Annotated in this window: 13 protein-coding genes; 8 read left to right on the forward strand and 5 right to left on the reverse strand. The window is 66.1% G+C overall.

Features of this window, described 5'->3' with window-relative positions; translation table 11 throughout:
* Positions 1 to 953: 953 nt before the first annotated feature.
* Positions 954 to 2,315 carry a hypothetical protein gene (locus tag ARTB_RS19290; protein WP_243181945.1) on the forward strand — a complete coding sequence of 454 codons (1,362 nt, stop codon included), beginning with the start codon at positions 954 to 956 and terminating at the stop codon, positions 2,313 to 2,315.
* Between the two features lie 60 nt (positions 2,316 to 2,375).
* On the opposite strand, the gene ARTB_RS19295 is transcribed toward ARTB_RS19290, so the two are convergent.
* Both ARTB_RS19295 and ARTB_RS19300 read right to left on the reverse strand, forming a co-directional pair.
* Positions 2,376 to 2,573, reverse strand: coding sequence for a hypothetical protein (locus ARTB_RS19295; RefSeq protein WP_243181946.1), 198 nt, complete (start codon positions 2,571 to 2,573; stop codon positions 2,376 to 2,378).
* A gap of 568 nt (positions 2,574 to 3,141) precedes the next feature.
* Complete coding sequence (locus ARTB_RS19300; RefSeq protein ID WP_243181947.1) at positions 3,142 to 3,360, reverse strand: hypothetical protein; 219 nt, start codon at positions 3,358 to 3,360, stop codon at positions 3,142 to 3,144.
* Positions 3,361 to 3,724: 364 nt separating this feature from the next.
* Here ARTB_RS19300 and ARTB_RS19305 point away from each other — a divergent pair, with 364 nt between their 5' ends.
* The 3 genes from ARTB_RS19305 to ARTB_RS19315 all read left to right on the forward strand — a co-directional run bounded on the left by ARTB_RS19305 (position 3,725) and on the right by ARTB_RS19315 (position 6,471).
* Positions 3,725 to 4,540: an MBL fold metallo-hydrolase gene (locus ARTB_RS19305; protein ID WP_243181948.1), complete on the forward strand. Its 816-nt coding sequence runs from the start codon at positions 3,725 to 3,727 to the stop codon at positions 4,538 to 4,540.
* 375 nt (positions 4,541 to 4,915) lie between these two features.
* On the forward strand, positions 4,916 to 5,059 hold the full coding sequence (locus ARTB_RS19310) for a hypothetical protein (protein ID WP_243181949.1): 144 nt from the start codon (positions 4,916 to 4,918) through the stop codon (positions 5,057 to 5,059).
* A gap of 131 nt (positions 5,060 to 5,190) precedes the next feature.
* On the forward strand, positions 5,191 to 6,471 hold the full coding sequence (locus ARTB_RS19315) for a MinD/ParA family ATP-binding protein (protein WP_243181950.1): 1,281 nt from the start codon (positions 5,191 to 5,193) through the stop codon (positions 6,469 to 6,471).
* Positions 6,472 to 6,479: 8 nt separating this feature from the next.
* On the opposite strand, the gene ARTB_RS19320 is transcribed toward ARTB_RS19315, so the two are convergent.
* Positions 6,480 to 7,376 (reverse strand): nucleotidyltransferase family protein, encoded by an 897-nt coding sequence (locus ARTB_RS19320; protein ID WP_243181951.1) that lies wholly within the window; start codon positions 7,374 to 7,376, stop codon positions 6,480 to 6,482.
* Positions 7,376 to 7,672 (reverse strand): PqqD family protein, encoded by a 297-nt coding sequence (locus ARTB_RS19325; protein ID WP_243181952.1) that lies wholly within the window; start codon positions 7,670 to 7,672, stop codon positions 7,376 to 7,378. Before ARTB_RS19325 ends, ARTB_RS19320 begins: the two co-directional genes overlap by 1 nt.
* Positions 7,673 to 7,787: 115 nt before the next feature.
* Here ARTB_RS19325 and ARTB_RS19330 point away from each other — a divergent pair, with 115 nt between their 5' ends.
* Positions 7,788 to 8,522 (forward strand): GAF and ANTAR domain-containing protein, encoded by a 735-nt coding sequence (locus tag ARTB_RS19330; RefSeq protein ID WP_243181953.1) that lies wholly within the window; start codon positions 7,788 to 7,790, stop codon positions 8,520 to 8,522.
* 396 nt (positions 8,523 to 8,918) lie between these two features.
* Positions 8,919 to 10,133 (forward strand): MFS transporter, encoded by a 1,215-nt coding sequence (locus tag ARTB_RS19335; RefSeq protein ID WP_243181954.1) that lies wholly within the window; start codon positions 8,919 to 8,921, stop codon positions 10,131 to 10,133.
* Here the strand turns inward: ARTB_RS19335 and ARTB_RS19340 are convergent.
* A complete protein-coding gene (locus tag ARTB_RS19340) occupies positions 10,127 to 11,152 on the reverse strand; it encodes a phosphatase PAP2 family protein (protein ID WP_243181955.1) in 1,026 nt (341 codons plus the stop codon). The genes ARTB_RS19335 and ARTB_RS19340 overlap by 7 nt on opposite strands.
* Positions 11,153 to 11,603: 451 nt before the next feature.
* Between ARTB_RS19340 and ARTB_RS21995 the strand changes: the two genes are divergently transcribed.
* Together ARTB_RS21995 and ARTB_RS19345 are read left to right on the forward strand one after the other, a co-directional pair.
* Positions 11,604 to 12,035 carry a DUF6993 domain-containing protein gene (locus ARTB_RS21995; protein WP_439954153.1) on the forward strand — a complete coding sequence of 144 codons (432 nt, stop codon included), beginning with the start codon at positions 11,604 to 11,606 and terminating at the stop codon, positions 12,033 to 12,035.
* A 14-nt stretch (positions 12,036 to 12,049) separates the two neighbouring features.
* On the forward strand, positions 12,050 to 12,844 hold the full coding sequence (locus ARTB_RS19345) for a class E sortase (RefSeq protein ID WP_243181956.1): 795 nt from the start codon (positions 12,050 to 12,052) through the stop codon (positions 12,842 to 12,844).
* The last annotated feature ends 150 nt before the right edge of the window (positions 12,845 to 12,994 follow it).

Consider the following 12,994-nt stretch of genomic DNA (forward strand, 5'->3'; position numbering starts at 1 on the left):
AACGACGCGCCCAGCCGGACCTACGCCGCGGCGCTCAGGACCAGAGGCAAGCACGGCGGCGTCATCGCCTGCGCGATGGCGCACCGCGCATCACGGATCGCCTACGCCATGGTCCGGGACCAGACCAGCTACGACCCCGGCCGCTGGAAGTGACAAACCGCGGCACACCATGACGCCAACCAGACATCCCCCCGGAGCCAAAGGAGGTGCCCGCAGCATCCCTTCACAACCCTGGCCGGCGGTGAGACGCTGGAACCGACGAAGGGCCGGACCAGACGCCGATACAGCTATGGCGGACGCCTTCCGCGTTACGCCGTCTCTAGCTTGGCGCCCGGCCCTTCGCCCCGCGGGCAACCCGAACGACGCCAGATGACCCGGGTGAAATAGCCGAGGTCGCATAAGTCAGCGTGGGCGCCCACAGACCAACGCCGGTGCAGCCACCAAACCGCCCCTCCACAACACTTCAGAACGCCCGCCAGACACATGGGGCGAACCGTCACGCCCGCCGCATGCACTTGACACGACCTATAGCCAGCTAGTGCCAGCAGGTCCTATGGGTGTGGTCCTGGAGTTAAACCTCCGGAGCCACACTGGATGGCTATTCTGTTTGGGAACGTAACAGGTTTACGGAGCCCTGTGATTAGCGCAGGTGCCCGCTTCCAGTCATGGCCCAACTGGTCGCGGGCTACCACCTAACCAGGGGCCGCATACTGCGGGCATTGGCGAAACTACATGAAGCTGTCCGAACCGTCCGTACCGCCTTGAAACTGCGCCGAGGCCAGTGCGAGTGGTGCCACAAGCCGCTGGGCGATTAAGCAATGGACCGCCACTGCTCGGAGGACTGCAAAGTCGAACAGTGGCTGGCCCACCAAATCTAGGTCCCGTGAGCCGCGTTAGCGGCATAGGTGTTTTGGCCCGCTAATATTGGGGCAACTACTCCTGGGGGAACCACCGTGATTGAGCTGCTTGCTTTCGTTGCTATGGCCGTCGCCTGCTTCTTCGCCCCTGTCTTGCTGATGCAGATTCCTCGACTAAAGTCGCAGCTCGCGGCGAAACTAGCCGAGAACGGCAAGCAGCCGCGTGCTTGGTCGCGTCGCCTGACCGGTGCCGGAGCGATTGCGGCGAGCCCGCTCTACGGATATGCGTTCCCCCTGGCGGCGATTCCGGCCGCTGTGATGGTGTTCGTAAAGCCAATCGCCGGCTGGCCCGGGCGGACCAAGCCGATTGTCTGGTGGTCACTCGCCGGCATCGCGGCAATGGTGATCGGCGCCAAGTATCAGCAGCAGGAAATCAGTGGAAACATCCTCCACTACGCCGCCATGGCGCTATTTGTTACGGCGGCAGTCAAGATGACAAACGGGCAGTCCTCAGCCGCTCAACTTCTCGGCTGGGCGTCCATGGGCAGTGCGTTGTTCTTCGTGATCTTCCACCCTGCGAACACCGACACTTTCGAGCACCTTTGGAAATACGGGGTTGGCCCTTACGTTGCGATCGTTGCCGTCTGGTTCTTCTGTAGCCTGTCAGGCCGTCGCGCCCTGCCGATGCTCGCCCTGTTCGTCGTCGGTTGCGCAAGCCTAATCCTTGGCTTCCGGTCGCATGGGCTGGTGTGCTTCATTGTCGTTGTCGTCCTGCTGGTGCGGGGAGATACCCGGAGTGCTGCGGCGAAGCTTTTCAAGGGGATCATTGCTGGTGGCGCCCTTTATGGGCTCTCCCAAGTCCTGCCTGCCGCAATCGAGAACGGCCTCTTTGGAGAGGCGGTCCGCCTGCGCACGATGAGTCAGCTAGGCGAGGATGGCCCCGCGCTGCTCGCCGGGCGCGTCGAGCCGCCGCTCTCAATCGCCGCTATCTGGGAGCGCCCATGGTTCGGCTGGGGGAACCTGAACGCCATAGACAACCACACCATCAGCAATGGAGCCGAGATCGCCTACAGCCTGGGGATGGTGCCCGAGGACTACATGAGGCTCTGGGTGCGTGCCGATGGGCGCGTGTCCGTTCACTCGCTCCTGGGAGAGGGCTGGGTTGAGGGTGGAATTGTCGCCGCCATCCTGCCCCTCCTACTCATCGGGCTGTTCGCTACAGCCATCCTGAAAGCAAACGGCAACTGGGCGCCACTCGTCATCCTCATTTCCATTCAGGGCATCTGGGACGTGTTCTTTTCCACATGGGCCTACAACCGTGCGCTCACGCTCGCGCTCTCTGCGGTCCTCGCGGCGTGGGCCATCGCGCACAAGCCCGAAGACTCGCGTGCGATGACCCATGTCGACCTGACTACCGGACAGCCAGTGCGAGTGGTGCCACAAGCCGCTGCGCGGTGACGCGATGGACCGCCACTGCTCGGAGGACTGCAAAGCCGAGCAGCGGCAGGCCCACCAAATCTAGATACCGTGTGCGGCTTTCAGGTTGGCGCGCTCATCCGTGCGCTGCGTGGGCGTCAGGGCTGAGGGCCAGACAACAATCTCGGCAAGGTCGATCTTGCTCCACCCAGTCCCGGCAATGTCGCGGCCCATGGTGAGGCCGCCGGTGGCGCTTGCACCAAGATCGGCGGTAACCGCCGTGCCGTCCATGCCCAGCACGCCCGCCGCGCCGATCGCGACGAGGGTGAATATCTGTCATCCGGCGTCCACGCTGGGCGAGCCATACGCCGCCGGCGGTGAGAGAGTCACCGACGCCTGACAGGAAATCTGTGCGGGGGAGCGCCGCGACGGTGACGCCGGTCGTGGTGTTGTAGACCTTCGGGCCGGCGTCAGTGTCGAACATGACCGACTTACCAACAATCAACGGGTTACGCGGGTCGCCGGTTGATGCAACAAGTGCGCGGTTCCCGGTGACCGGGTCGTTGACGTTGACGTACAGGGCCCGGGAAGGGCTGGTGCCCGTCGCTTCCGCCACGGCGTACTCCGTGATGGACAGCTGGCTGACAACGTCCGGGGCGAGCTGCGCGGTGGTGATGCCGCCCGGGCCGAGCCCCATCCTGGTCCTCAGAACAGTCTCAGCGTAGGCCGTGGGGCCACCGTCAGAGGCCTGGGCCATCAGCCACGTCTGCCGCCCGTACGTGTCAGCGAACCCCGCAAGGACTTCTTTAGCAGCAAGCTGAGTGCTGCCAAGCTGCGGCATACGTGCCGGCGTCATCATGACTGGCGATCAGGTCAGCGGCGTGGTCCGTTGGTGAACCGTCCGTGACAGGAACGTTTCGCGGCCCGTTGAGTCCGTGATGGATACAAGTGTTTCGGTAGCTGCCAGCATTGTGTTCGGCGCGCCGGGGTCGGTCCTTTCCACGAGGTCCCGTGTTGCGATTTCGGTTGACACGGCGGCAGCCACGGCAGCGGCAGGGGTGGAGTCGGTAGCGAGTGCGTCAGCCACGGCGGATGGAACGGCGGTCTCAACGCTGGCAACAATAGTGGCAGAAAGTGCCGCGTGGCGATCATGCGCGAATGATGCCAGCCGCCTATCCGCAGGAGAGCTGGAGGCCGCCGTCGTCCGGGACGGCAGAGTCTTCGCATGGAGTGATCATTTTGTTAATGCTTGCGGTTTCCTGAACTGGGCGGCCGACGAGATCGAAAACCCGAGTTCGTGCTGGCAGTTGTCTGGATCAGGCGCGGACCGCTGGCGGAAAGTCTTCCCGTGAGGTGCGGGCCTCCAGCTTCTGGCTGGCTCCGGCGGGTAGAATCAAGGCCTATACAGCGCACCAACAACGCCGGAATAGCGTCTGAATTACGGAGATTTAATGTCACGATGGCTCGAAGTCGGTCCGGACAACTACGTACTGACAACACAAGGTTCTTGGCTCAACACGGGTCTGGTGGTCGGTACTGAGCGCGCCATGGTGATCGACACCGGCGGCGGCCCACGACAGGGACGCGAGATCCTGGCTGCCGTGCGGGAAAAGACCGGGCTGCCGCTCGTTGTCGTCAACACGCACGCCCACTACGATCACTTCTTCGGCAACGCGGTCTTCGCCGATGACGGCGTGACGGAGTTTTGGGCGCACGAGAACTGCGCCGCGGACATCGAGGAGAACGGCGACGAGCAGCGCCGGTTCGTCGCCTCGGCGGAGCCGGAGATGGCGGCAGGGGAGGGCGCCGACGTCGAACTCGTGGTTCCGAACGCGATCGTGAAGGACCAGCCGGTCCTCGTGGACCTTGGCGGACAGACCGCCACGTTGTTCTATCTGGGCCGCGGCCACACCGACGGCGACCTCCTGGTCGGCACCGCGAGTACCCTCTTCGTTGGCGATCTCGTAGAACAGGGGTCACACCCGTCCTTCGAGGACTCTTTCCCGGAAGAGTGGGCCGACGCCCTCCGGCACCTGTCCGCGCTGCGGCACCGCTACGAATTCCTGATCCCGGGCCACGGCGAGCCGTGCAGCGACGAGTTCGTCAAGACGATGGCCAACACGATGACGACCGCGGTCCGGCAGGCAACCCAGGCCACCCGGGAAACTCCGGACGACGCAACCAAGGCAATCCCGATCCTGCCGTACGGTCCCGAGCAGTCGCGCTGGTTCATCACGCGCCTGCAGGACACGCGGGCCCACCACTAGAATCCGCGGGCTCCGGGCGGGTCTTAAGGACAGCGCCGGCAGCCTGTGAGTAATCTCATTCGGGACCTTTCCGGGTCCGCTCTCTCCGCCGTGTTCTACGTGCTGCTTCGCCTCAGGCGCCGCAGGCACAGCCCCACCCCCGCTACTCAGCGCCAGGAGTCATGACAGTGCCGTACGTCGATATCAACCCACACCGCAACCGCCCGAAATGGTGGGCCTACGCCGGTCTGGTCCTCTTGACGGTGGCCACCGGCGGCGTGATATTCGTGGCACTGACAGCTCTATAGCTGCGTCTGCCGCCACAGTGTACGTGATTTACGACATAATGCCCTGACTTGCCCCACCCGAAATCGTTGTGCCTGTAGCATCAGCGGCATGGGGACGAACAGGGGTAGGTACTACGCCAAGGATTCCAGGCTTGAGTTCCGGAGGAGGCGCCTGCAGGCGTTGGCCTATGTGGGGTTGGGGTTTCTGGCCATTGCGACGGCCATGGTGGTGGTGTTGGCGCTGCAGCGGTGATTGCGTCAGGAAACCCGGCCGCGCCGTGCCGCTGGTCCGTCGCGGACCACGTGTGGGCCTAGACTTGCTTTTTGGACCAATTCAAACAAGCAACGCAGCGGCCTGCGCCGTGATCCCTGGGGGGAACAAACATGTCCAAACCGGTGGACACCAAAACTGCCAACGACACGGTGGACGCAGGGCAGCCGGACCTCCGGCGTCGGCGTGACCGCCGCGCCGACGACTCCGATGCCTGGACGGGAACCATGCCCATCATCACGCCCAACGAAGCCGACGGCCAAGCTGTTCGGACCGCCCCGAGCAGCTCATGGGCAGAAGCGGCCGCCGCGGCTGATGCGCCGCCCGCGGCGCCCACACGCTCACCCTCCGGCGCAGCGCCGGCGACCTTGCCCGAAGCCCCCGGATCAGCACCGTCCGAGCCCGCGCAGCCGGCCCGCTCCACGCGATCGGTCAGCCGATCCGCCGCACTGGCCGACGGACCGGTGCCTGACTTCATCAGTTCCCCGGGCCTCTTTGTCCGCGAGCAGAAGCCCCGGCCCGTCGGCGGGTTCCGCGGCGCCCTCTACAAGCTGACCGGCGGCGGGCTGAACCTGGGCCCGAGCGCCCGGCAGCGTGAAGAGGACGAGCTGGCCCGGCGCATCTCCCGCCAGCTCCAGGGCAGCTACAACACGGCCGTGTTGAGCCTCAAGGGCGGCATCGGCAAGACCTCCACCACGGTGGGCGTCGGACTGACTCTGGCCGAGTTCCGCGGTGATCCGCCGTGCGCGATCGACGCCAACCCCGATTCCGGCGACCTCGTAGAGCGCGCCCTCGGCGAGGGCATCTACCAGCAGCAGAGCCCGCGTACCATCACGGACCTGCTCAAGAACATCGAGTCCGTCGATTCGCTCACTGCCCTGGCCCGCTACATGCACCATGCCGGGAGGCTCCACCTCATTGCCGGGGAACAGGACCCCGAGGTGTCGGACTCACTGACGGCCGAGGAATATCTGCGGATCCGCAGGCTCATTTCCGCCTACTACTCGGTGGCGCTGATTGACTGCGGTACGGGCGTCACGCACAATGCCATGAGCGGCATCCTGCAATCGGCGGACAACCTGATCATCGCGGCCGGGTACGCTGTCAGCGGCGCCAAACGGGCCCGCAGCACCCTGCACTGGCTGGCCAGCCACGGCTACGAAGAGTTGGCCCGCAACGCCATCGTGGTCATCACCGACAAGGACGAGGTGTCCTCCCGGGTGGACAAGGACGCGATCGAGGACCACCTGTCCGGCATCTGCCGCCAGCTGATCGCGGTCCCGCACGACCGCGGCGTGGCCGACGGCGACCTGGTCACCCTGGATGTGCTCCGCCCGGAAACCCGGCGCGCCTACCGGGAAATCGCAGCCGCCATCGTGGACGGGTACGCCTGAGCGGATCGCTACCGGCGGCGTGAAGCCCTGATCTTCCGGGCCGCTGTTGGAAGGCCAGTCAGTCCACGGCGCCAGCGCGCAACGTAGGCCCTGAGGACCCCGGCAACGGAGTCGTCAAGGTAAATGTCGCGCTCCCGCAATGTTTGCCGTGAGGGGAACACAGCACGGGCCAGAACCAGCGGTTTGACCCGCCAGGGACTTTCGACGAGCGAGATCAGGTAAGCCGTTCCGGGGTCTTGTACGGCCGTGCGGTGGCGCCACTCCTCGCTGACAGTTCCCTGCCGGCCCCGCAGATCTGCTACGCCCAGATCGTCCAAGAACGGGTTTAGCGCCGCCGTCGCCTGCAGCTCCGCGCTGAGATCCACGATGTCCTGGTACATGGTGACGTCCACCCGCTGGAGCAGCCCCGAGTACTCGCGCTGATGGCGGGGGTTATCCATGGCGCGGAGGCTGTGCAGTGCCTGAAAGATTACGGCCGCAGGTTTGGAAGGAACGGCCACACTCCTGGCCGCCATGACCAGGTATTGTCTGTCGCGCCAGAGTGTGTCGAAGGCACTGCCGGGTGGGGCTTCCATCCCGGGAAATCTGTCATGCACGTCGATATCGCAGTTCCACTGCGGATGATACAGAGTGCGGGAGTGCGAGTACCGGCGAACGACTGTCACGCCGGATGGCCTCTCGAGCCAGCCCCTGCCGCCCAGAAGGTCCACCATTTTGTCCAGGTCTTCGGGGCGGACCAGGACGTCCACGTCCGCAGAAACATGGTGCGCGCGGAGTCCCATCATGGTGGCGGCCGGACCCTTGATAAACAGCACCTGGAGCCCGGCTGACGCTGCGACGTAGTCCACCAGGGCGGTGGCCAGGAGGACGGCTTCGTCCTGGTGCAGGGTCTCTGCGCTGTCCATCAGCTGGCGCCTTCGCTTTGAGGAGACGGCGTGATCATGCCGGCGCCGCTCAACGTGCGCATCAAACCGATTACGTCATCCGCGATGGCGCCGGCCTCTGTGGCGTATTCGCGGGCAAGCCATTCGATGAGCTCCGCCTCGGTCCTGGTCCCGTCCAGCCCGTTCCACACCGAGGCAGCCGTCCCCACCAGGATGACCGGCACGTCCTGCTCAAGGTGCAGCACGGCTACGCGGCCGCCGTCGGGGCTGTGGACGCAGGCGACGTCGGGGCTGACCCGCCACACCTGTTCCGTCATGAAGCCTCCGCCGACACTTGAGAGGCCTTCAAGAATCACGCGGCCCTTCGCAAGGCTTCATGCTACCGCGCGGCAGCCAAGTTGTTTCGCGCCGGTGACCGACTTAGATTTAGGCATGACCAACAACGCCGGGGACGAAGCCGCCCTGCAACTGCAGGACCTCCTGATGGGAACCGAGAACGTCGAGGACTTCCTGGGCCGCCTGGCTGGATTCTCGGCCGCCACACTCAGCCAGGCCGCCGGCGCGGAGATCGAATGCGGCGTGACGCTGCAGCGCCGGAAGAAGACCATGACGGTGGCCGGGAGCAGCCCCCGGGCCGTCATCCTGGACCGCATCGAGCAGACCCTCGGCGACGGCCCGTGCATCGCGGCGCTGCGGACCAAATCCGTGGTCCTGCTGGCTGACGTCGACACCGATCCGCGCTGGCCGGAGTACCAGCGGCAGCTCGCGGCCCATGGCTGCCTCAGCACCCTCGGCGTACCCCTGGAAATCGACGAGGACGCGGCCGCAGCCCTGAACTTCTTCGGCTCTGACACGGGGATTTTCACCGAGGCAATTGCTGCCGAGGCCTCCGGTTTTGCCGACCTCGCCGGCCGGGCCCTTCGCCTGGCCGTCCGGATCGGCACCGCGCAGTCCCGGGCGGAGGACCTGCAGGCCGCCATGGAGCACCGCACGTCCATCGACCTGGCCTGCGGCGTTATTATGGCCCAGAACCGCTGCTCCCAGGACGAGGCCATGGGCATTCTCACCCGGGTGTCCAGCAACCGGAACCAGAAGCTCCGCGACGTCGCGGCAGACGTCCTGCGGAATCTCACCAGCGGGGAAGTCCACACGCACTTCGACGCCTGAGCTCCCCGGCGCGCCCGTGTACGGGGCACTCCGCGGGGCTGGCCCTCCGAAGGAAGCAAGTAGTTCGGTGGTGCTAAGACAAGTACTCACCACTCTGTCCCAGCGCCTTCCCAATCTCGCAGGCTTAGTCGCGTGGGTGAGATGCCCGCGCAGCCGGGGACGGCTTGACGCTGAGTTTGGGGAGATCAGATGAGCACTAGCAACGACATGTATGCACGTGAGGAGCTGCGTTACTCCTCAAGGCGGCGCGCTTGGCGCTTGGCGCAGCTTTCTGGGTTGGCTGTGCTCGCTGCCGTAACGTTCACGGTTGTTTACCTGGCTTTAGCCCGTCAGTTCTAGGGCCGGCAACCCGACGCCTGGACTCCCCGGTGGGTGGCCCGCCCTAGGATGAAGGGGATGACCACCACACAGACCGCCCCCTTCAGCCTCCGCAGCATCGCCGTCCCCGCCTTCGGCCCGGCGCTGCTGTTCAGCATCGGCGAGGGCGCCATCCTGCCCGTGGTGGCATTGTCCGCCCGTGACCTCGGCGCCTCTGTCGCCGTTGCCGCGCTGGTGGTCACCCTGATCGGTCTGGGCTCCTGGTTCTTCAACCTTCCCGCCTCGCTCATCACGCTGAAATTCGGCGAACGCTGGGCCATCGTCGGGGCCGCGGCGGCCAGCGCCGTCGCCCTCGCCGCCGCGGCGCTGGCACCACTTGTGCCCGAAGGGCTGTGGCTGCTCGCGGCGGCCATGGTGGTCGTCGGCATGGCCGCAAGCGTCTTCAGCCTGGCCCGGCAGAAATACCTGACCGAGGCGGTGCCGGTGATCCTCCGCGCACGGGCCCTGTCCACGCTTGGCGGCGTTAACCGGATCGGGATCTTCATCGGCCCCTTCATCGGCGCTGCCGTGATGCAGTTCGCCGGAATCACCGGCGCCTACTGGGTGGGCGTCGTGGCCATGGCCGCGGCCGCCGCCTTGTCGGTGACCATCCCGGACCTCGTGGCCGCGCCTGCGGCGGACGACGGCGTCCCCATCCGGCAGGCGACGCTTCGCAGCGTCGCCGTGTCCCACGCCGGGGTTTTCCTGAGCGTCGGCATGGGGGTGCTGCTGCTCAGCGCGCTGCGCGCATCCCGGCAGGTGGTGATCCCGCTGTGGGCCGAGCACCTCGGGATGGACGCGACGCAGGCATCCCTGATCTACGGGCTGTCCGGGGCCATCGACATGCTGGTCTTTTATCCGGCCGGCAAGCTGATGGACCGCAAGGGCCGGCAATGGGTGGCCATTCCGTCGACCCTCATCATGGGCACCGCCATGCTGCTGATCCCGCTCAGCACCGGCTTCGCAGGCCTGCTCCTCGCGGCGCTTCTGATCGGCTTCGGCAACGGCATCAGTTCGGGCCTGAACATGACGCTGGGGGCCGATTTCTCACCCGACAACGGCCGCGGCCAGTTCCTGGGCATCTGGCGGTTCATGGCCGACGCCGGCGCCACCGGCGGGCCGGTGCTCCTCTCCGGCATGACCGCCGTGGCCTCGCTCGGGGCCGGGGTGGCCGCCACCGGCGTGATTGGCTTCGCAGCCGCCGCGGTCTTCGCCGTCACCATTCCCCGGCTCAAACACCGCCGGAACTACTGACCGCTGCCCGGCGCAGGGCGGCGTCGTGCAGCATGACCGAACAGCCAGACACCGGCCACGGTGGCGAGGTAGCCCGTGATGACGATCAGTGAAGTCCCGGCCCAGAAGTAGCTGGTGGTGCTGATCTCCTGGCCGCCCGGGCCGATGCTCAGCAAGGCATAGGCCGCCACGCCGGCCGCGGCAAGACCGGTGAGGACGGGAAGCACCACCCACAACCTGGCTGACGCCCAGTGTCCGTTGTGGCCGTCCCAGACGTTCCAGCTCCGGCCGGTACGGATGATCAGCCAGCCGGCCGGGAGCATAAAGGCCCCCACCACGAGGAACGCCGCGACGACGTCGGCCGGACGGTGCCACTGGTTGATCAGCGTGGACACCCCGGTGGCGACGGCGAAGCTGCCGCCCAGGAAGCCTGCCAGAGGCCGCCAGCGCGGCGAGACCATGAGGAACACGGCCGCCGCGGCCGAGGCCGCCATCGTGGTGTGGCCGGACGGCAGCGAGTTCAGCTCCAGCGTCTCGATCCCGCGGTACGGCCGGACCGGCACCAGGTCCTTGAGGATCTGGGTGGCCATGTTGGCGCCCACACAGGCCGCAATCGCAATCCCGGCCGCCGCCCAGCGCCGCCGCACGATGGTGACGAATACGACCACGATCGATGCGATCACCACAGAGAGCGCCGGCAGCCAGTCCAACAGCTTGGTGGCTGCCTTGCCCGCGGTCCCGCTGAGCTCCACCGCTTCCACGAGCGCCGATTCGTCAATGAACTGGCCCGTGGTGGTGCGGACAAAGAAGAAATAGGTGGCGGCCAGTGCGGCGACGCAGGCAACCGTGGCCAGCACGAACAGGACGGCCGTGCCCTTGCCAGGGGACCACGCCGCCTGCGGATCCCGCGTTCTGCCGGCCGGCGTCTTTGGCGCCCGGGTGGTTGGTGCCTGAGTCCCAAGGACCTGCGTTTCCGGGATCGGCGCCCCGTGGACCCGGGCAGACGGGTCCCATGGGGTGCGTTCCTGCCGAAAAGTCATGCCATTAAGGCTCCCACAGAACCCTGCGCGCCACCTGAAGGGCCCGGCGCGCGGCGGGGCGAGTAGTGTCCGGACAAAAGCCGAGTACCCGCTACGCGTGCCGTGCAGGAACGGGATTCATAGAGTCGACAGTGCCGGTGTGGCTTGTCCCCGGCACGACGCTCCTTGAGCGGGGCCGGCGAAGACGAGTTTCCTGGACCAGGGACTCACCCCCAGTCGACGCCGGCCCAATCAAGGGCCCCAGAGAGGTGCAGACGCATCCCTGCCCGGCCTCGATGAACTACTCCTTGCCGGCGCCCAGCTTGCGGCCGCGGCCGCGTCCGTCGCATGGAGCCAGACCCCGGTATGGGAGGATGTTCCGGTGACTTCCCGCGACCCCGCCCAGCGCCGCCGCCCACGCGGCGGCTGGTACGTGGGGCTGGCTGCTGCGGTCCTGCCATTGGTGATGGGTATGTCTGCGTGTGCTGCCCCTTCACCGACCCTGTCCTCCGGCTCAGCGAGCGAGGCAGCGCCACCGGCTGGGCAAGCATCGTCTGCCCGATCCCGGGAAACGGCCGGGACAGCGCCGACCGGTTCCGCAACTGCTGCTGCCTCCGGCGTTCCACGTGCTGTGGAAGCGGCCCTGCAGACCCTGCTTGCGTCGTCGTCGCAGCCGAGCAGAGAGCAAATCCGCGCGAGCCTTTCCGCGGCGGGGTTTGCCCCGGCCGCGGTGGAGGTTTCTGCCTCCCGCACACCCACCGGGCTGGCCGCCGACGCCGTGGAAGTTGGCGTGTTGAGCGGAACCGAATGTGTGATGGCTCAGATCCGGTCCGGAACCGTGGAATCGTCAGTATTGCCGGTTCTTCCGAGCGGGCGATGCTTCGTCGGCAGCGTCCAGCGGTAGGGAACAGGAGGGGCATGACGAAGGTATTGAACCGCCGCGCCACAGTTGCGCGAGAAACTAAACGCACCCGCCGGCGTCGCTCCCTGCTGGCCGTCCAGGTGGTGGGCGAGCTGCTGATCACGCTCGGCGTGATTGCCGTGCTCTTCGTCGCTTGGCAATTGTGGTGGACCAACGTTGAAGCCGATGCGGCTCAGGGGGCTGCCGTGAAGCAGTTCGTGCAGGAACACCAGGCACCTGCACCGAATGACCCTGCGGCCACGGCGCCGGGGGACACCAAGGGAGCCCCTGCAGTGCCGGTCGGCAAAGTGCCGGGTCACGGACAGGCGATCGGGGTCATCTACATTCCCCGCTTCGGAGCCGACTACAGCAGGCCGATCATCGAGGGCACCAGCCAGGACGTCCTGGACACGCTCGGCCTGGGCCGCTATGCGGGAACGGCCATGCCCGGGGCTATGGGGAACTTTGCCGTCGCCGGCCACCGCCAGACACATGGCGCGGTGCTCGACAACATCCACACACTGGTGCCCGGGGACAAAATCTATGTTCAGACCGCCGACGGGTTCTACACGTACGTTTTCCGGAACCAGGAGATTGTCCTGCCGGACCGGACGGATGTGCTGGCGCCGGTGCCGACTCAGCCCGGCGCAGAGCCGCAGCAACGGATTTTGACCATGACAAGCTGCAATCCGCGCTTCGGCGCCCAAGAGCGCATCATCGCGTACTCCATTTTCGATTCCTGGCAGCCGCTCAGCGCAGGGCCTCCGGCGCCCATCGCTAAGCAGCTCGCCGCGCTGCAGGGGAAGGGCTAGGCCGTGTACCTTTGGCTTTTTCGGCAACTTCCCGGGCCTCTTTGGCTGAAGATCCTTCTGTCCGTGGTGATCCTTGCGGGAGCCCTGGTTGTCCTGGACCAGTTTGTGTTTCCTTGGATGGCTGAAGTGACGCATCTGACCGACGCCACC

This window comes from Arthrobacter humicola, assembly GCF_022803015.1.
Taxonomy (GTDB): Bacteria; Actinomycetota; Actinomycetes; order Actinomycetales; family Micrococcaceae; genus Arthrobacter; species Arthrobacter humicola_A.